Raw genomic sequence first — 19,481 nt, forward strand, 5'->3', positions numbered from 1 at the left:
ATCTATTTTTCGAGAAAACAGAGGATTGTCATGGCAGAGTTGCTGTTAGGGGTCAATATTGATCACATCGCCACGGTACGTAACGCGCGTGGCACCCACTATCCCGATCCGGTGCAGGCTGCATTTATTGCCGAGCAGGCGGGGGCTGATGGCATTACCGTGCACCTGCGCGAAGATCGACGCCATATCACCGATCGCGATGTGCGTATCCTGCGCGACACTATCCAGACCCGAATGAATTTAGAAATGGCAGTCACCGACGAGATGATCGCGATTGCCTGTGAGATCAAACCTCAATTTTGCTGCCTGGTGCCGGAAAAACGTCAGGAAGTGACCACCGAAGGTGGACTTGATGTGGCGGGACAGCAGGAGAAGCTCAACGCAGCGGTCAGGCAGTTGAGTGAAGCGGGCATTCTGGTTTCACTGTTCATTGATGCCGATCATCGCCAAATCGAAGCCGCTGTTACCAGCGGCGCACCGTACATTGAAATTCACACCGGCGCATATGCTGAAGCGCCCGAAGGATTAGCGCGCGAGGCAGAACTGGAGCGGATACGTCAAGCCGCGACTTTTGCCGCCAGCCTGGGGCTGAAAGTCAATGCGGGCCACGGTCTGACTTACCACAACGTGTTGCCTATTGCTGCGCTGCCGGAAATGCATGAATTAAATATTGGTCACGCAATTATTGGTCGTGCCGTGATGAGCGGTTTATCCGACGCGGTAAAAGAGATGAAGCAACTGATGCGAGAAGCGCGCCGCTAATGGCTATTCTTGGGCTGGGCACCGACATTGTCGAAATTGAGCGTATTGCTGGCGTGATTGAACGTTCGGGCAATCGTCTGGCACGTCGCGTATTAAGCGATGCCGAGTGGCAACAATATCAGGCTCACCAGCAGCCGGTCCGCTTTTTGGCTAAACGCTTTGCTGTTAAAGAGGCGGCTGCAAAAGCCTTTGGCACCGGCATTCGCGGCGGTCTGGCTTTCAATCAGTTTGAAGTCTATAACGATGAACTCGGCAAGCCGGGGCTGCGCTTTTTCCAGCATGCGGCTGAGGTTGCACAGCGGCTGGGCGTCAAAATGGTACACGTTACGCTGGCAGATGAACGCCATTACGCCTGCGCAACGGTCATCATCGAAAGTTAGCCGTGCAGTTCAACAAACTTTTCCCACAGCGCATCGCGTGATTCGATGTGCTGTGGGTCGATAATAATTGTGTTATCGATAGGGCAAACGCTCTGGCAGGTTGGCACGTCATAATGCCCCACGCATTCCGTACAGCGGCTCACATCAATTTCATAGATGGCAGCGCCGAGCGAAATCGCCTGGTTAGGGCATTCGGGTTCACACATATCACAGTTGATACAGCGTTTCGTAATTAATAGCGCCATAAATTCCCGCTTTCCGTTAAGGCTATCTGCAAGGCGAGGCGGAAAAATCCTGATGCCCACGGCCTTCCCGACATTTAACACTGTTAATCTGACTGATTATGATCCACTGGTTATTGCGTTTACGCAGCCTGAAGTCAGTTTTCTGCGCAATAACTGAATCATCCATCAGATTAAATTGCTCTACGGAAACCTGCGCATAATCAGCGGCTTCCGACTCGCCGAAAAGCTGCTGATTGATATTAAGCCCACTCATTTCACGTTGAAATCCAGGCCCAAAACTTTGTACCGCGATCTGCCATGGGGCCTGGGCTGTTGTGGTATTGGACGTTTCCCGGACCGTCTCAGCGCAACCGCTCAGCGCCAGAAGAGAAAGCAGCACGACAAATTTATTCACCTGTTTCTCGCTAATTTTAATTAATTACATCTGGTAAGGCAAAATTTTGTGCGAGGATTATATCGTCAGACCAGCTTTTTAACCAGCGCCTCGCTGTGGCGAATATGGCTGGATGCGCGTTCCGGATCGTTTTGCACCAGTGCCATAAACAGCAGATCTGTCAGGGCAAGCTGTGCAGTGGTTGAGGAAATAGCCGCGCTGCGCGTGCTGAGTTCTTCCGCTACGGTGTAAAGACAATGCGTTGCGCACTGCTGCAAGGTATTCGGCGTAAATCCGGTAAAGGCTAAAACATATGCGCCAACGCTTGCTGCTTCCTGCGCCGCCAGGTTAATTTCGCGCCGCTCTCCGGTATAGGAGATAGCCAGTAACACATCGCCTGGCCCCATGGCCTGTACACTCGCCAGTAGCGCATGCATATCCTGCTCAGCCACGGCATTAATGCCAATTTTCATGAGCTTCCAGGAAAAGTCTTTAGCCACTAACCCGGATGCGCCAATGCCTACCAGCAAGGTGCGTCGTGCATTTTTCAACAGCAGCAATACCTCATTAAGTTTCTCTTCGCTGTTGATATCCAGCGTGGCGCGAATAGCCGAAAGTTTTTCGGTCAGTAATTTTTCCCCACGGTTTTCAGCGAATCATCACTTAAAATGTGGTTGTGTACCGTAATCGCGTCTTTGTCTGCCAGCGATTCACTTAATGCAAGCTTTAGCGCAGGAAAGCCTTTGTAGCCTAATTTTTGGGCAAATTTTACGACGCTGGATTGACTGACGCCCGATTCTTCCGCCAGTTTTTGTGAGCTAAGATGACGCGCGCGATCCGGTTGCGAAAGCAAAAATCCGCCAGTCGGCGTTCATTTAACGCCAGGCGTGGATAAAGCTGGCGAATACGCAACAAAGAGCTCATGTCCGATCCTCATCATTTAGGAACTGTCGTAAAAAGAATAAACTATTCATGGGCGATTGTAGCCATCGGAATTAAAAATGACAGCCATCGCCGCGTTACACGATGATAGCTACAATAGAGAGCAGTAACGCAAAAACAGGTGAAAAGGAGTGATGTTTGACGAAAGGTACACAACGTCGTGTGGTGTTTTTTGACCTGGATGGCACGCTGCATCAACAGGATATGTTCGGCACCTTTATGCGTTATTTGCTGCGACGCAGGCCGCTTAATGTGCTGTTAGTGGCACCGCTGCTGCCGGTAGTCGGTATAGGGCTGCTGTTCAAAGGTCGGGCTGCGCGTTGGCCGATGAGCCTGCTGCTGTGGTCGATCACGTTCGGACACTCTGAGCGGACGCTGCTGCGTCTGGAAGCGGAGTTTGCAGAGTGGTTCCGCCTGCGGGTCACCGCCTTTCCGGTAGTACAACAGCGTTTAACCGATTATCTCAGCAGCGATGATGCCGATGTCTGGCTGATCACCGGATCACCTCAATCGCTGGTGGAGCAGGTCTATTTTGATTCCGCTTTTTTGCCGCGGGTAAAGTTGATCGCCAGTCAAATGCAGCGTGGCTTAGGCGGGCGGGTGCTTGCCATGCGCTGTCTTGGTCATGAAAAAGTGGCGCAGCTGGAAGAAAAAATCGGTACACCGCTACAGTTATACAGCGGCTACAGCGACAGTAAGCAGGACAACCCGCTGCTGTTTTTTTGTCAGCATCGCTGGCGTGTGACACCCAGCGGTGAGTTACAGCAGTTAGAATAACGGTTTGCGCCCTTCGATTCTTGCAGCGACATCGCTATAATGCGCCGCTTTTCTGCTGTCAGGAGTCAGCCTGGGTGAACTCACAACAAGATGAATACTGGATGCGTCATGCCCTGAAACTGGCACGTTTAGCCTGGGAGCAGGGAGAAGTGCCGGTTGGTGCGGTTTTGGTGCAGGGCGATCGGGTGATTGGCGAAGGCTGGAATCGTCCGATTGGTCAGCACGATCCCACTGCGCATGCTGAAATCATGGCGCTGCGTCAGGGCGGAAAAGTGCTGGAGAACTATCGTCTGCTGGATACCACCTTATACGTCACGCTTGAGCCCTGTGTGATGTGCGCCGGCGCGATGGTACATAGTCGTATTACACGTCTTATTTATGGCGCGCATGATGAGAAAACCGGCGCGGCAGGCTCATTGCTTGACGTCATCGGGCATCCGGGTATGAATCATCACATTGAGATGATCAGCGGTGTGTTAGCGGAAGAGTGCGCGGGCATGCTCAGTGATTTTTTTCGCATGCGACGTGAACAGAAAAAAGCCCTGCGTCGCGAGCAGCGTGAAGGTTAATTCATTGCAATTTTTGGCTCAACCGCCGGATACCCTTTGCCCAGCTCCGCTTCGAGCGCCGCTTGCTGGGCAATACGTCTTTCTTGCTCCTGCAAATATCCTTCCAGACTGATCTGATATTTGCGGATGTTCTCGACGTAGGTATAGGCTTCATGGCCGCGTGCATAACCGTAAGTGGTTTGGGTGTAATAACGTTTTTGACTCAGCATGGGCAGACGCAGCTTTACATCTGCCCAGCTGTCAGGATTACCGCCTTGCTTTGCCGTCAATTTACGGACGTCGAGCATGTGCGCATATCCCATGTTATACGCCGCTAAAGCAAACCAGATGCGCTCATCTTCCGGAATGGCATGCGGCACTTTATCCATCATACGCTTTAAATATTCACTGCCACCGCGAATACTCTGTTCAGGATCGGTACGATCATCTACATTCAGGCTGCCTGCCGTATTGCGCGTTAACATCATCATGCCACGCACGCCAGTAGGCGAGGTCGCTTGTGGATTCCAGTGCGATTCCTGATAAGAGATAGCCGCCAGTAAACGCCAGTCGATACTGGTGGCATACTTTTCAAACAGCGGCTTGATATCGGGCAGAGTATTGTCGATCGCACGTAAAAAGGTACGGGTGTCGACATAGTCAAACGTACCTACGTGGCCAAGGTACTTCTCTTCCAGGCGCGCCATGGCACCTTCTTCACCCATACCATTAAAGAAGTCGAGCATGGCGGCGTTGAGACTGTCATCTTCACTGCGCGGGAGATACCAGGTCACCGGTTCTTCATCAGTAACATCAAAAGCCACGGCAAGCTGAGGGTGAATACGCTGCAATAAGGCAATCGTGACCGAATCGCCTACGGTGTAATCCAGTTTGCCATCAGCTACCGCTTCCAGCAGCGCCTTTGGACCGAGATCGGTTGAAATGGCCCAGTCAAGATCGGGATACTGGCTCGATTTGGCATTTTTCATGGTGGATAAATAAGCCGAGCCGGAAGCAACCGTGAGCCGCCCCTTTAAATCGCCGAGATTTTTAGGGCGCGGCTTGTCGATGCGGTACACCAGCTGTTGCGACACATTGTAGTAGCCAGGCCCGGTCTGATAACGCGCCAGACGTTCGCTGTTGTAGATCAGGCCCGCCGCCAGCAAATCCGCTTTACCTTCATCAAGGTCATCAAACAGGTCACTGAGATTAGGACGTACAGTGACTTCCAGTTTCACACCTAAATACCGGGCGAAGCGTTTTGCCAGCTCGTAATCCATACCCGCCGGTGATTTATTGATGGTGTAGTAAGTCAACGGGGAATTAATGGTACTGATACGCAGCACTCCCCGTGATTTAATCTGTGAAATCGTGTCTTGTCCGCCGCCATACCAGGGTATGGCAGGCCATAATGCCAATGCTAACAGCACGGCAACAAGGCCGATAAACAGGTAATTAAATTTTAGGCGTTTCAAATAGTTATCTCTCGATGGCTCTCAGGCCTCTGTCTTTTAAAGGCAGTATTTATCTTTATTGAACTCCCAGAGCGTTCGGCATTTTGCGCAACAAAGCGAAACAGAGCAACTTATAAAGCGGGACTTGCGCAATTTTCAGGCAAATCCCTTGGGCAATAAATTATGCGCAAACGGTTTCGTCAGAACGGCTGTTTCTCTATAATACGGCCCGTTTTCCCTGTTGCGCCCAAAGAAGCGTCGCCCGGCGCTTCGAAGACGAGAGATCTTAATGATGGAAATTCTGCGTGGTTCGCCCGCCCTGTCGGCTTTTCGTGTAAACAAACTGCTGACCCGCTTTCAGGACGCTCATCTGCCGGTGAGTGATATTTACGCTGAGTACGTCCATTTTGCCGATGTCAGCGCGCCGCTCAGTGCCGATGAAAAAGCCCGCCTGCAGCGCCTGCTTAAATACGGTCCTTCTCTCGCTGAACACGCGCCTCAAGGGCGTTTGCTGTTAGTCACACCACGCCCTGGCACTATCTCACCCTGGTCATCAAAAGCGACGGATATTGCGCATAACTGCGACCTGCCTCAGGTACGCCGCCTCGAACGCGGTATGGCGTTCTATGTCCAGGCACCGCAACTGACCGAAGCTCAGTGGCAAAGCCTGTCAGTGCTGCTGCATGATCGCATGATGGAAACGGTTTACAGTGATTTGGCGCAAGCCGAACAGCTTTTTGCCCATCATGAGCCACAGCCAGTCAAAAGCGTTGACGTGCTGGGAGAAGGGCGCCAGGCACTGGTTCAGGCAAATATCAGTCTGGGCCTGGCGTTAGCAGAGGATGAAATCGACTATCTGCTCGACGCCTTTACCAAACTGGGGCGCAACCCAAACGACATCGAACTCTATATGTTCGCGCAGGCGAACTCAGAACATTGCCGCCATAAGATCTTCAACGCAGACTGGATTATCGACGGTGAGAAACAGCCTAAATCGCTGTTTAAGATGATCAAAAACACCTTCGAACAGACGCCAGATTACGTGCTGTCCGCGTATAAAGATAACGCCGCTGTCATGGAAGGTTCTGAAGTAGGCCGTTTCTTTGCCGATGCGGATAAAGGTGAATATACCTATCATCAGGAAGCCGCACACATCCTGATGAAAGTCGAAACCCATAACCATCCAACCGCTATCTCTCCGTGGCCAGGCGCCGCAACCGGTTCAGGTGGCGAAATTCGTGATGAAGGCGCAACCGGTCGGGGTTCGAAGCCTAAAGCCGGTCTGGTTGGTTTCTCCGTATCTAACTTGCGCATCCCGGGCTTTGAACAGCCGTGGGAAGAAGATTTCGGCAAGCCAGCACGCATCGTCAGCGCGCTCGACATCATGACCGAAGGCCCACTGGGTGGCGCGGCGTTTAACAATGAATTTGGGCGTCCGGCGCTGAACGGCTACTTCCGTACTTATGAAGAGCAGGTGAATAGCCACAACGGCACTGAACTGCGCGGCTATCATAAACCGATTATGCTGGCGGGCGGCATCGGTAACATTCGTGCCGATCACGTGCAGAAAGGCGAAATTACCGTGGGCGCTAAGCTGATTGTGCTGGGCGGCCCGGCAATGAACATCGGTCTCGGCGGCGGCGCGGCGTCTTCAATGGCGTCTGGTCAGTCTGATGCCGACCTCGACTTCGCTTCTGTGCAGCGTGATAACCCTGAAATGGAACGTCGTTGCCAGGAAGTGATCGATCGCTGCTGGCAGCTGGGCGATGACAACCCCATTCTGTTTATCCACGATGTGGGCGCAGGTGGTTTGTCGAACGCGATGCCGGAACTGGTCAGCGATGGCGGTCGCGGTGGTCGTTTCAATCTGCGCGATATTCTCAGTGACGAGCCAGGCATGAGTCCGCTGGAAGTGTGGTGTAACGAATCGCAGGAGCGTTACGTGATGGCTGTCGCACCCGAAAAACTGGCTGAATTTGATGCGATCTGCCAGCGTGAGCGCGCACCTTATGCGGTGATTGGTGAGGCGACAGAAGAGCAACATCTGAGTCTGTCTGACAGCCATTTCGGCAACAATCCTATCGACATGCCACTGGACGTGTTGCTGGGTAAAACACCGAAAATGACGCGTGACGTGGTTAAGCAACAGGCGCAGGGCACAGCTTTACAGCGTGATGGCATTACGCTGACTGATGCGGTGAACCGCGTACTGCACTTGCCAACCGTGGCAGAGAAAACCTTCCTTGTCACCATTGGCGATCGCACCGTAACCGGCATGGTGGCGCGCGATCAGATGGTCGGACCCTGGCAGATTCCGGTGGCGAACTGTGCGGTAACCACAGCCAGCCTCGACAGCTATCACGGTGAAGCCTTTGCGCTGGGCGAACGTGCGCCGGTTGCGCTGCTGGACTTCGCCGCATCAGGCCGCCTGGCGGTGGGTGAGGCGTTAACTAACCTGGCTGCTACTCAAATCGGTTCGCTGAAACGCGTAAAACTGTCAGCAAACTGGATGTCCGCAGCGGGACACCCCGGTGAAGATGCGGGCTTGTATGAGGCGGTGAAAGCGGTCGGTGAAGAGCTGTGTCCGGCACTGGGCATCACCATTCCCGTGGGCAAAGACTCCATGTCGATGAAAACCCGCTGGCAGGAAGGCAGCGAGCAGCGCGAAATGACCTCGCCACTGTCGCTGGTGATCACGGCGTTTGCCCGCGTTGAAGATGTCCGTCGTACCGTCACGCCGCAACTGCAAGCCGAACAGGACAATTTGCTGTTGCTGATCGATCTGGGCAATGGTGCGAATACGCTGGGTGCTACGGCGCTGTCACAGGTCTATCGTCAGTTAGGTGACAAGCCTGCCGACGTGCGCAATGCACAGCAGCTAGCTGGTTTCTTCAATGCTATCCAGGCGCTGGTGGCTGAGCAGAAACTGCTGGCTTACCATGACCGCTCCGATGGCGGCCTGTTAGTGACGCTGGCCGAGATGGCCTTTGCCGGTCACTGTGGCGTTGAGGTTGATATCGCTGCACTGGGTAACGATGCGCTGGCCGCCTTGTTTACTGAAGAGCTGGGCGCGGTGATCCAAATTAATGCAGCGGATCGTGCTGCGGTTGAAAAAATCCTGGCCGATCATGGCCTGGCGACATGCAGCCATGTACTGGGCAGTGCGCAGCAGGGCGATCGCTTTGTGATCCGCTCTGGCGACAGCGCGCTCTACAGCGAAAGCCGCACGACATTGCGTACCTGGTGGGCGGAAACCACCTGGCAGATGCAGCGTCTGCGTGACAACCCTGCCTGTGCCGATCAGGAACATGAAGCCAAGAAAAACGATAGCGATCCGGGGCTGAACGTCAAACTGACCTTCAAGCCAGAAGAGGATATTGCCGCACCAATGATCGCCACCGGCGCGCGTCCACGTGTAGCCGTATTACGTGAGCAGGGCGTTAACTCGCACGTTGAAATGGCGGCCGCTTTCCATCGCGCCGGCTTTACGGCCGTAGACGTTCACATGAGCGATCTGCTGGCGGGTCGTCGTGGTCTGGATGAGTTCCAGGCGTTGGTTGCCTGCGGTGGCTTCTCCTACGGTGACGTGCTGGGCGCGGGCGAAGGTTGGGCAAAATCGATTCTGTTCAATGCCCGCGTGCGTGATGAGTTCGAAAACTTCTTCCACCGTCCGCAAACGCTGGCGTTGGGCGTCTGTAACGGCTGCCAGATGATGTCTAATCTGCGCGAGCTGATCCCGGGAAGCGAATTGTGGCCGCGCTTTGTGCGTAACCAGTCAGAGCGTTTCGAGGCGCGCTTTAGTCTGGTTGAGGTCGCTGCCAGCCCATCGCTGCTGTTAGAAGGCATGGTGGGTTCACAGATGCCAATCGCGGTATCGCACGGCGAAGGCTTTGTAGAAGTGCGTGACAATGCGCACCTCGCTGCGCTGGAGTCAAAAGGCCTGGTGGCGCTGCGCTACGTTGATAACTTTGGCAAAGTGACAGAAACCTATCCTGCTAACCCGAACGGCTCGCCAAACGGCATTACTGCGGTGACCAGCGAAAGCGGACGTGTCACCATCATGATGCCGCACCCGGAGCGCGTGTTCCGTACGGTGAGCAACTCATGGCATCCGGCAGAGTGGGGCGAAGACAGCCCATGGATGCGTATCTTCCGCAACGCACGTAAGCAACTGGGTTAAAATCAGCCCGTTGATAAAGGAGGCAGAAATGCCTCCTTTTTTATGAGTGTTGGTAAAAGGCGACAGCAGCGTGACTGGAGTGTCGCTTAAAGGAGACATTTATTTATTTGATTTATAATGAATTGTTCCGCGCTGCGTTTAATTGTTGCTTTTTGACGACAGTTTATCGGCCCGCTCGGTAAAAATAGCGGGTTTTCCGCTGCTATCGCCTGGCAATCTTCTGATAATTAAGGTATTTAAGAAGTTGGCATGGAAATTGCTAATATCTTAATGTTGCTCATTCACCTGTTTATGATTGTCCTGCGCTCAGCAGCCTGAGGCTCATAAAAATCGAATGACGCACCAAACGGAGCCTGCCGTCCACCTCACCGATAATCGCTTGCGCTGCAACGTTATCAAGCATCGGACGCAACGTTGAGTTAGGCTCCACTCATTCCTCCGCGAGGCTCAGGCGTCGCGTTAACGGCAGGCCATTGCGCCTGCCGTTTTCTTTGTTGTTCTTTCCTCCGCAGGCAGAGTCCGCTAGCATCCGGTAAGCGTAAATTTAAGGAAGCGGCCGCGTGAAAAGATGGCGTTTATTTCCCCGTTCTCTCCGCCAGTTAGTATTGATGGCGTTTCTGCTGGTGCTGCTGCCCTTGCTGGTGCTGGCCTGGCAAGCGTGGGAAAGCCTCTCAGCCCTGAGCGATCAGGCTGCAGATACCAACCGTAATACGTTCACCGATGTGCGCCGCAGCGAGGCGATGGCGCGAACGGCTATCGAGCTTGAGCGCAGCTATCGTCAGTATTGCGTATTGGGGGATGCCACGCTGGCACGGCTCTATCAAACTCAGCGCACGCGCTACAGCCAGATGCTAACGTCACATGCAGGCAGCCTGCCTGAACTCCCGGCTTTTCAAACGCTACAGGCTTTACTGCCGCAACTCGCTCAGTTGCAGTGTGAAAAAGGTAATCCGCTGAATGCCGCCGCCCAGGCGCTGGAAAGCTTTTCAGCTACCAATGCGCAACTGGTGCAGGACACGCGCCAGGTGGTGTTTTCCCGCGGTTTGCAGTTACAACGTGAGATTGCCGAGCGGGGACAGTTCTTTGGCTGGCAGGCGTTGATCTTATTTATCATCAGCCTTGCGCTGGTGTTGCTGTTTACCGGCATGATTATTGGGCCGGTAAAGAGCGTTGAGCGAATGATCAACCGACTGGGCGAAGGACGTGAATTAGGCAGAAGCGTGGTCTTTCGCGGCCCAAGGGAATTGCGCTCGTTGGGCCAGCGTATCGTCTGGCTCAGCGAACGACTGGCATGGCTCGAAACGCAGCGCCACGAATTTTTACGCCATCTCTCTCATGAACTTAAAACGCCGCTCGCCAGCCTGCGTGAAGGCACCGAACTGCTGGCTGATGAAGTGGCTGGTTCGCTCAATCCCGATCAAAAAGAGATTGTCGCTATTCTGGATAGCAGCAGTCGCCATTTACAGCGGCTGATTGAACAACTGCTCGACTATAACCGCAAACTGGCCGACAGCCCGACATCACTCGAAACAGTGGCCCTGGATGAGATCGTGGATATGGTTGTGAGCGCACACGCTTTACCGGCGCGAACTAAACTGATGCATACTGACATCGATTTGCAAGTAACACGCTGTCTGGCTGAGCCGACTTTGCTGATGCGTGTCATTGACAACCTCTATTCGAACGCCGTGAACTACGGGAGCGAATCCGGTAACATCTGGCTGCGCAGCAAGCAGCAGGGTGACAGCGTCTGGATTGAGGTCGCCAATACTGGCACGCCTGTTCCTGTCGAAGAGCAAAAAATGATATTCGAACCCTTTTATCAGGGGAGCCAGCAGCGTCAGGGCCCCGTTAAAGGCAGCGGGCTGGGGTTAAGTATCGCTAAAGATTGTCTGCGCCGCATGCAGGGCGACCTGAAACTTGTTACCCGTCCAGATGCTGACGTTTGTTTTCGCATTGAACTAAAAATTGCCGGGAATATGCCTGATCGATGAAAGCCTTCACACCTTTACTGCTGAGCCTGTTAACCAGTCTGCTGCTCAGCGGTTGTCAACCTTCACCCTCTTCGCCTTCGCGTCTTTCAAGCCAGGCCGTTGCGGAGCCAGAGGTTAAGCTGGCGGATTATCTCGCGATCGATTGCAGCGACGTCTGGCAGACAGAAGCCGACGCGGCGATGCGTAATCCGCTGTACTGGCTGCGTGCCATTGATTGTGCTGAGCGCCTGTCACCGGCGCAGGCTCGCGCTGAAGCACACCGCTGGCCGGTTAAAAACTGGTCAGGCGCATTTAAGCAGGGCGTGTTGATGGCGAACGGAAACATTACCCCGATGGAGCGACGCAATTTTGTGACCAGACTGGATGACTACAGCAGCGACTTTCCTGCGTCAGTCCGCCCGCTTATCCAGCTGTGGCGCAGCAATCAGGCAGCGCAGCTTGACCTGAGTGAAACTCGCTCGCGTTACACGCATCTGCAACAGAGCAGTGATGTACAGTTGGATCAGCTACGTCAGCAGCAAATCACGCTACGCCAGCAGCTAAGCGATACGCAGCACAAGCTGGAGCGATTAACCGATATTGAGCGTCAGCTCTCGACACGTAAAGCGCCAGACGTCTCCGACAGCACGCATGTGCCTGCCGCATCTCAATCTGAGGATCAGTGATGGTGAAACAACCTGCGCGCTTGCTGTTAGTGGATGACGATCCCAGCCTGTTAAAACTGTTAGGTATGCGCCTGAGTAGCGAAGGTTATCAGGTAACCACTGCGGATAGCGGGCCAGAGGCGTTGCGACTGCTGCAAAAAGAGAAGATCGAGCTGGTAATCAGCGATTTATGTATGGATGAAATGGATGGCCTCGCGCTGTTTGGCGAGATCCAAAAACGCCACACCGGATTACCGGTGATCATCCTGACTGCGCACGGATCGATCCCGGATGCGGTGTCAGCGACGCAGCAAGGTGTATTCAGTTTTCTCACCAAGCCGGTGGATCGTGACGCATTGTATAAAGCGATTGATGAGGCGCTGGCGCAGCGAGCACCCATCAGCGATGACCGCTGGCGCGAAGCGATTGTTACGCGCAGTCCGTCTATGCTTCGTCTGTTAGAACAGGCGCATATGGTGGCGCAGTCCGATGTCAGCGTCCTGATCAATGGGCAAAGTGGCACTGGCAAAGAGGTGCTGGCGCAGGCGATTCACGCTGCCAGTCCGCGTGCCGCTCAGCCCTTCATCGCTATCAACTGCGGCGCGTTGCCGGAGCAGTTGCTGGAATCTGAGCTGTTTGGTCACGCTAAAGGCGCTTTTACCGGCGCGGTCAGCGCGCGTGAAGGGCTGTTTCAGGCGGCTGAAGGTGGCACCCTGTTTCTGGATGAAATTGGTGATATGCCGCAGGCGCTACAGGTGAAACTGCTGCGTGTCTTGCAGGAACGAAAAGTGCGCCCGCTGGGCAGCAACAGTGACGTAGCCATCAATGTGCGTATCATCTCCGCAACGCATCGCGACTTACCAAAAGCGATGGAGAAAAAGAGTTCCGTGAAGATCTCTTCTATCGGCTTAATGTAGTGAATTTAAAAATTCCGGCGTTACATGAGCGCACGGAAGATATCCCATTACTGGCAAACCATTTGTTACGCCAGGCGGCTGAACGGCACAAGCCGCAGGTCCGCAGTTTTTCTGTTGATGCCATGAAGCGCCTGATGGCCGCCAGCTGGCCCGGTAATGTGCGACAATTAGTGAATGTGATTGAGCAGTGCGTGGCCCTCAGTTCATCGCCCGTGATTAGCGATGCGCTGGTTGAGCAGGCGTTAACGGGCGAAAGCAGCGCGCTGCCCACCTTCGTCGAAGCGCGTAACCAGTTCGAGCTGAACTATTTACGTAAGCTGCTGCAAATGACCAAAGGCAACGTCACCAACGCAGCGCGGCTGGCTGGACGTAACCGCACCGAGTTTTATAAGCTGCTGTCCCGGCATGAACTGGACGCCAGCGATTTTAAAGAGTAGTTTTCTGCCGCGATGAGGTTAAGCCCGCAGCATCGGCAGGAACATTTATACTAAAGAAACCCTTCCGACCACGGAGGGAGAAAGAAAAGGGTCTGACATGAAAAAGATTGATGCAATTATCAAACCATTCAAACTCGATGATGTCCGTGAAGCCTTAGCGGAAGTTGGCATCACCGGGATGACGGTGAGCGAAGTTAAAGGATTTGGCCGTCAGAAAGGCCACACCGAGCTGTATCGTGGTGCCGAATATATGGTCGACTTTCTGCCAAAAGTAAAAATTGAAATGGTGGTTGGCGACGATATTGTCGATACCTGCGTAGAAACCATCATGAAAACCGCGCAAACCGGTAAGATTGGTGACGGTAAAATCTTTGTTTTTGACGTTGCGCGCGTGGTTCGCATTCGTACCGGCGAAGAAGACGAAGAAGCGATTTAATTTTGATTTCAATAAAAAGCCCGCACCGGTTGCCGCTGCGGGGCTTTTTTTATTTACAACACTTTATGTGGGCCAAACACTTCGTAGTGAATTCGCCCGACGTCAACGCCCGCATCGCGGAGTTGTGCGGCAGCAAACTGCATAAAGCCCAGCGGCCCACAAAGATAAAACTGGGTGTTTGTGTCTTCCAGGTGCGCTGAGTAGAGTGCCAAATCCATCAGCCCCTGCGCGTCAAAACGGCCAGTATCCTGCTGTGAGGGCTGGCGATACCAAACCTTTTGCGTAAAGTTACGCAGGCGCGCACCGGTCGCGTTAACTTCAGCGGCAAAAGCGTGCTGTTCGCCATTTTCGGTGGCATGTAACCAGCTTACTGGCGCGGCATGCTGCTGTGCGGCGAGCGTGTGAAGCATCGCTAACATCGGCGTTTGACCGACGCCAGCGGAAATCAACGCCACAGGTGTCTCAGACGTCAGCTGCATAAAGAAATCGCCATGCGGTGCTGCCAGTTGGATCTCATCACCCACTTTTGCGTGTTGATGCAACCAGCCAGAAACGGTGCCCTGCGCATCGCGTTTTACTGCAATACGGTAATACTCGCCGTTGCTGCTGTGGGTCAGAGAATATTGCCGAATTTGCTGATGCTCAAATTCGGCAGGATGCAGATAGACGGTAAGGTATTGTCCCGGTTTAAACGCTGCGACCGCGCCGCCATCAACGGGCGTAAACGTAATGCTTTTGATAACGTCACTTTGCTGTTCGAGCGCGCTAATGCGAAAAGCACGGGTGCCACGCCAGCCGCCGTTTTGCTGTTCCGTATCCTGATAGATTGCCTCTTCGCGCTGGATAAACACCTGCGCCAGTACACCGTAAGCACGTCCCCAGGCAGCTAATACATCGTCACCCGGATTCAGTAACTCTTTAATGGTCGCCAGCAGGTGCTCACCCACAATGGCGTACTGCTCAGGCTGAATATTCAGGCTGGTATGCTTCTGCGCAATCTTTTCTACCGCAGGCAGCAATACCGCAAGATTTTCCAGGTTCGCGCCATAAGCACAAATCGCATTGAATAACGCTTCGCGCTGATTGCCGTTGCGCTGGTTATTCATATTAAAAACGTTTTTCAGTTCGGGATGATGCGACAGCATGCGGTCATAAAAATGGGCGGTAAGTTTGGGACCACAAGCCGCAACGGCAGGCAGAGTAGACTTAACAATAGCGATGGTTTGAGCGTCAAGCATTGAGAAAACCTCACAAGCATAAGTTGCATTTTAAATGCATCTTATAGCGGCGCGCGCTAAGTGTAAATAACCCAACTATTTTTCGGGATACCGATCTGGCAACTTTTTTGTGCATCCTGAAAAATTTTTCGTCATAACATGCGCAAAAATTATGCTGCTGTGGCGCAGCAAAAAGGCGTAAAAAACCTTTGCCAGTAGCAAGCCAATCGTTTGCGTAAAAAGAGGGGATTCGCGCTACCGTCACTTGTTAAAACGGTTTACACTGTGGGCCTTCGCCCCTGGTGGGGCTTAAACTGCCGTTAAAAGATAGCTGAGTCAGGAGATGCGGATGTTAAAGCGTGATATGAACATTGCCGATTATGATGCCGAGTTGTGGCAGGCGATGGAGCAAGAGAAAGTGCGTCAGGAAGAGCACATTGAACTGATTGCTTCTGAAAACTACACCAGCCCGCGTGTTATGCAGGCGCAAGGTTCACAGCTTACCAACAAATACGCGGAAGGCTATCCGGGCAAACGTTACTATGGCGGCTGTGAGTACGTTGATATCGTTGAACAACTGGCGATTGATCGTGCAAAAGAACTGTTTGGTGCGGATTACGCTAACGTTCAGCCCCATTCCGGTTCACAAGCAAACTTTGCAGTCTATACGGCATTATTGCAGCCAGGCGACACCATTCTGGGGATGAACCTGGCACACGGTGGCCACCTGACGCACGGTTCACCGGTTAACCTGTCTGGTAAGCTGTATAACGTTGTGCCTTACGGCATCGATGAAACCGGTAAAATTGATTACAACGAGCTGGCTGAGCTGGCGAAAACGCATCAGCCTAAAATGATCGTAGGCGGTTTCTCTGCCTATTCCGGCATTTGCGACTGGGCTAAAATGCGTGAAATCGCCGACAGCGTAGGCGCTTACCTGTTTGTGGATATGGCACACGTTGCGGGTCTGGTCGCAGCTGGCGTGTACCCAACGCCGGTTCCACACGCACACATTGTAACCTCAACCACGCATAAAACGCTGGCAGGTCCACGTGGCGGTCTGATCATCGCGAAAGGCGGCGATGAAGATCTGTATAAGAAGCTGAATTCTGCGGTGTTCCCAGGCGGCCAGGGTGGCCCTCTGATGCACGTTATCGCCGGTAAAGCGGTTGCTTTCAAAGAAGCGATGGAACCTGAGTTCAAAACCTACCAGCAGCAAGTGGCTAAAAATGCCAAAGCGATGGTTGAAGTGCTGATTGAGCGCGGCTACAACATCGTTTCTGGCGGCACCCATAACCATCTGTTCCTGATCGATCTGGTGAGCAAAAACCTGACCGGTAAAGAAGCGGATGCCGCGCTGGGTCGGGCCAATATTACTGTTAACAAAAACAGCGTGCCAAACGATCCGAAAAGTCCGTTTGTCACGTCCGGCATCCGTATCGGTACGCCGGCAGTAACCCGTCGCGGCTTCAAAGAAGCAGAAGTACGCGAACTGGCTGGCTGGATTGCTGACGTGCTGGACAACATTAACGATGAGGCCACCATCGAGCGCATCAAGCAAAAAGTACTGGAAATCTGCGCACGTCTGCCGGTTTACGCATAAGCGTTTAGCCTGCATAACGTCGGGTGTAAAAGGATGGCGAAAGCCATCCTTTTTATTGTCGCGCAAACAGGGTTTTGACAAAGTAGCGGCCACTCTTGCTGCTACGCAGCATTTTGCTGGAGGGAATATGGCAATCGGCTCGGCGAAATGGCTCGGTTTGGGCTACTTCACTTACTTCTTCTGTTACGGCATTTACCTGCCTTTTTGGAGCGTATGGCTGAAGGGCACCGGCCTCGACGCTGAAAAAAATCGGTTTACTGCTGGGCTGCGGCATGGTGGCGCGTTTTGTTGGCAGCCTGTTGATCGCTTCGCAAGTCAAAAATCCGTCGCAGTTAATTACTGCGCTGCGCTTATTAGCGTTTATGACCTGCCTGTTTGCCGTTGGCTACTGGCTGGGGCAGCAGTGGTTGTGGCTGCTGATGGTAATGACTGGCTTCAACCTGTTTTTTTCGCCGCTGGTGCCGCTCAGCGATGCGCTTGCCGCGACCTGGACCCGGCAAATCGGACTGGCTTATGGACCGGTGCGGCTGTGGGGCTCGCTGGCCTTTGTGATCAGCTCAGCGTTAACCGGCATGTTGGTCAGCGCCTACTCCTCACAAGCCATTTTGGTTCTCCTGTCCGTGGGCGCGCTAAGTATGCTGGCAGGAATGATGCTTTCACCCACCACGCGACCGCAGGGCAGTGAACGGCAAGGGGCAGAAAAGGGCGGCTGGCAGGCCTGGCGTCTGCTTTTGAAAGAAAATGCCGTTTGGCGTTTTATGCTGTGCGTAACGCTGTTGCAGGGCGCCCATGCGGCCTATTACGGCTTCAGCGCCATTTGGTGGCAGGAGAGTGGCTATTCCGCTTCTGTGGTTGGCTATTTATGGTCGCTTGGTGTCGTGGCAGAAATTGTAGTCTTTGCCCTGAGTAACCGCTTATTCCGCCGCTGGTCGGCGCGTGATTTGCTGCTGCTATCCGGCATTTGCGCGGTGGTGCGCTGGAGTTTGCTCGGTAGCAGTACCGCATTGCCGCTACTGATTGTGGCGCAGATCCTCCACTGTGGCAGCTTTACCGTTTGCCATCTGGCGGCGATGCGCTTTATTGCAGCGCGCACAGGAGCAGAAGTCATTCGCCTGCAATCACTCTATTCAGCCCTGGCCATGGGCGGTGGCATCGCCGTAATGACGATGATTTGCGGCGTACTGTTCACTCATCTGCAAGGGCATCTGTTTTGGGTAATGGCGCTGGTGGCGCTTCCGGCACTCTTTTTGCGCCCGCGTTACGACTCCAGTAAATGACGGATCCGCTGCTGATGGTGCTCCGTCAGCGGCAATTCGGCGTGGATCAGCGGGGGTGAGAACAGCGGCAGCGACGTTGCATAAGGTGAAATAACCAGGTCGACTTCACGCGGCGCACCATGACGCTGAAAATCCTTCATAGCCTGATACTTGATATTAATTGGCCGCAGGGTGATTTCGCGGATTTGCTGTTCTACTTCCTGCTCAAGCGCATTATTTTCACCGGTGAGCAGCAGCACCTGTTTCTCCTGTAACACATTTTCCTGCATCAGCCAGGCGCCGAAAATAACCGTGATCAGGCTGGCCTCTTCCGGGTTAAATTCCACCTGATATTCGTTTTCGAATGCCTTCAGCGCCTGATGCGTGGTGCGCAGCAGGCGCGGATAAAGCCGCGTGACATCCAGCGCCACGCTGTTATCGATGCCGATGGAAAAATGAATACGATCCAGCGCCTGCGCCAGATGGGTAAAAAGCTGATGCTGTAGTTCGTTGCGTTCAGCAAACGTGACCTGAGCGCACTGTTCAAAATCATCAATCAGCCGATGCGTCGCGGCCAAAAGTCGTTGTTCACTGGGATGTTGCGCCGACGCCATTGTGGGCGCATGGATCAAGCTGAACAGCAGCGTCCAGAATTCAGTTTCACTGATGTGCGGTGCAAGGTGACAACGCTTTTGCCAGTGATGAATGACATCCATCGCCGCCTGACGCTCAGCTTTGTGTTGCAACCAGGCAATCTGACGCTCGTTAAACAGGGCGGGCTGGCGCTGGCACAAACCATATTTCATGAAAATCTGTAAAAACAGGCGATCGCGCGGGCTAAAATCACGCGACAGCTGCAGGCTACAGTGTTGAATCAATGCCTGAAGATTGATCTCATCGTAAAGCGCCTTTTCAATTTTCATGATCCTTAAACGCTGGCGCAACGGTGCGGCAAAATGTTCACGAACAAATGCTTCCGACAAGCGCAGGCTACGCCGCAGGTTATGCAGCAGACAGATACGTCGGTTCAACTCCGTACCATGAATACGTAAGCTACCATCCACCATTTGATGCAATTCCAACTGGTGGTAACGTTGTATCTCATCGCCAACATCCGCGATATCCTGTCGGGTAACCGCAAGATCGACGCCGTTTAACTGGCAGAGCTTTTCAAGCGTTAGCACGGGAGTGGGTAAAAACAACAGTAACAGTAGATGGCAACGACGCTGAGAACGGGTGAAGAGTGGTGCTGAAGGTGTAGCAGAACTCATCAATTAAACTTCCAGCGGGTAATTTTGAGCTAAGAATAGCCAACT

General features: G+C 53.4%; 14 protein-coding genes and 3 pseudogenes. 11 read left to right on the forward strand and 6 right to left on the reverse strand.

From position 1 onward, the window contains the following. Window positions 1-30: 30 nt before the first annotated feature. Both pdxJ and acpS read left to right on the forward strand, forming a co-directional pair. Window positions 31-762 carry a pyridoxine 5'-phosphate synthase gene (gene pdxJ, locus O3W44_RS17015; protein WP_269293969.1) on the forward strand — a complete coding sequence of 244 codons (732 nt, stop codon included), beginning with the start codon at window positions 31-33 and terminating at the stop codon, window positions 760-762. Further along, entirely contained in the window at window positions 762-1,142 is a 381-nt protein-coding gene (gene acpS / locus O3W44_RS17020; RefSeq protein ID WP_269293970.1) for a holo-ACP synthase, read from the forward strand. Before pdxJ ends, acpS begins: the two co-directional genes overlap by 1 nt. Here the strand turns inward: acpS and O3W44_RS17025 are convergent. The 3 genes and pseudogenes from O3W44_RS17025 to O3W44_RS17035 all read right to left on the reverse strand — a co-directional run bounded on the left by O3W44_RS17025 (window position 1,139) and on the right by O3W44_RS17035 (window position 2,684). Next, window positions 1,139-1,387, reverse strand: a complete 249-nt coding sequence (locus tag O3W44_RS17025) for a YfhL family 4Fe-4S dicluster ferredoxin (RefSeq protein WP_269293971.1) — start codon at window positions 1,385-1,387, stop codon at window positions 1,139-1,141. The two genes, acpS and O3W44_RS17025, sit on opposite strands and share 4 nt — an antisense overlap. A gap of 22 nt (window positions 1,388-1,409) precedes the next feature. Further along, window positions 1,410-1,781: a hypothetical protein gene (locus O3W44_RS17030; RefSeq protein ID WP_269293972.1), complete on the reverse strand. Its 372-nt coding sequence runs from the start codon at window positions 1,779-1,781 to the stop codon at window positions 1,410-1,412. Window positions 1,782-1,846: 65 nt separating this feature from the next. Further along, window positions 1,847-2,684: pseudogene (locus O3W44_RS17035) on the reverse strand (MurR/RpiR family transcriptional regulator). A 156-nt stretch (window positions 2,685-2,840) separates the two neighbouring features. Between O3W44_RS17035 and yfhb the strand changes: the two are divergent. Both yfhb and tadA read left to right on the forward strand, forming a co-directional pair. Next, a complete protein-coding gene (yfhb, locus tag O3W44_RS17040) occupies window positions 2,841-3,479 on the forward strand; it encodes a phosphatidylglycerophosphatase C (protein WP_269293973.1) in 639 nt (212 codons plus the stop codon). A gap of 74 nt (window positions 3,480-3,553) precedes the next feature. Further along, window positions 3,554-4,048, forward strand: coding sequence for a tRNA adenosine(34) deaminase TadA (gene tadA, locus O3W44_RS17045; protein WP_269293974.1), 495 nt, complete (start codon window positions 3,554-3,556; stop codon window positions 4,046-4,048). On the opposite strand, the gene mltF is transcribed toward tadA, so the two are convergent. Further along, window positions 4,045-5,502: a membrane-bound lytic murein transglycosylase MltF gene (gene mltF, locus O3W44_RS17050; protein WP_269293975.1), complete on the reverse strand. Its 1,458-nt coding sequence runs from the start codon at window positions 5,500-5,502 to the stop codon at window positions 4,045-4,047. The genes tadA and mltF overlap by 4 nt on opposite strands. Before the next feature lie 268 nt (window positions 5,503-5,770). Between mltF and purL the strand changes: the two genes are divergently transcribed. From purL to glnB, 5 genes and pseudogenes are all read left to right on the forward strand, one after another. Beyond that, complete coding sequence (purL, locus tag O3W44_RS17055) at window positions 5,771-9,661, forward strand: phosphoribosylformylglycinamidine synthase (RefSeq protein ID WP_269293976.1); 3,891 nt, start codon at window positions 5,771-5,773, stop codon at window positions 9,659-9,661. A gap of 560 nt (window positions 9,662-10,221) precedes the next feature. Next, on the forward strand, window positions 10,222-11,655 hold the full coding sequence (locus O3W44_RS17060; RefSeq protein ID WP_269293978.1) for a sensor histidine kinase: 1,434 nt from the start codon (window positions 10,222-10,224) through the stop codon (window positions 11,653-11,655). Further along, window positions 11,652-12,320, forward strand: a complete 669-nt coding sequence (qseG, locus tag O3W44_RS17065; protein ID WP_269293979.1) for a two-component system QseEF-associated lipoprotein QseG — start codon at window positions 11,652-11,654, stop codon at window positions 12,318-12,320. The genes O3W44_RS17060 and qseG overlap by 4 nt, the downstream gene beginning before the upstream one ends. Beyond that, window positions 12,320-13,653: pseudogene (gene glrR / locus O3W44_RS17070) on the forward strand (two-component system response regulator GlrR). The gene qseG and the pseudogene glrR overlap by 1 nt, the downstream one beginning before the upstream one ends. 97 nt (window positions 13,654-13,750) lie before the next feature. Further along, window positions 13,751-14,089 (forward strand): nitrogen regulatory protein P-II, encoded by a 339-nt coding sequence (glnB, locus tag O3W44_RS17075; protein ID WP_007886217.1) that lies wholly within the window; start codon window positions 13,751-13,753, stop codon window positions 14,087-14,089. 53 nt (window positions 14,090-14,142) lie between these two features. Here glnB and hmpA read toward each other — a convergent pair whose 3' ends face one another. Beyond that, window positions 14,143-15,327, reverse strand: a complete 1,185-nt coding sequence (gene hmpA, locus O3W44_RS17080; RefSeq protein ID WP_269293980.1) for an NO-inducible flavohemoprotein — start codon at window positions 15,325-15,327, stop codon at window positions 14,143-14,145. A 328-nt stretch (window positions 15,328-15,655) separates the two neighbouring features. Here hmpA and glyA point away from each other — a divergent pair, with 328 nt between their 5' ends. Both glyA and O3W44_RS17090 read left to right on the forward strand, forming a co-directional pair. Continuing rightward, window positions 15,656-16,909 (forward strand): serine hydroxymethyltransferase, encoded by a 1,254-nt coding sequence (glyA, locus tag O3W44_RS17085; protein WP_269293981.1) that lies wholly within the window; start codon window positions 15,656-15,658, stop codon window positions 16,907-16,909. 127 nt (window positions 16,910-17,036) lie between these two features. Beyond that, window positions 17,037-18,186: pseudogene (locus O3W44_RS17090) on the forward strand (3-phenylpropionate MFS transporter). Here O3W44_RS17090 and csiE read toward each other — a convergent pair. Further along, window positions 18,168-19,436, reverse strand: a complete 1,269-nt coding sequence (gene csiE, locus O3W44_RS17095) for a stationary phase inducible protein CsiE (protein ID WP_269293982.1) — start codon at window positions 19,434-19,436, stop codon at window positions 18,168-18,170. The pseudogene O3W44_RS17090 and the gene csiE overlap by 19 nt on opposite strands. Window positions 19,437-19,481 lie beyond the last annotated feature (45 nt).

Source organism: Pantoea sp. LMR881, assembly GCF_027157825.1.
Taxonomy (GTDB): Bacteria; Pseudomonadota; Gammaproteobacteria; order Enterobacterales; family Enterobacteriaceae; genus Pantoea; species Pantoea haifensis.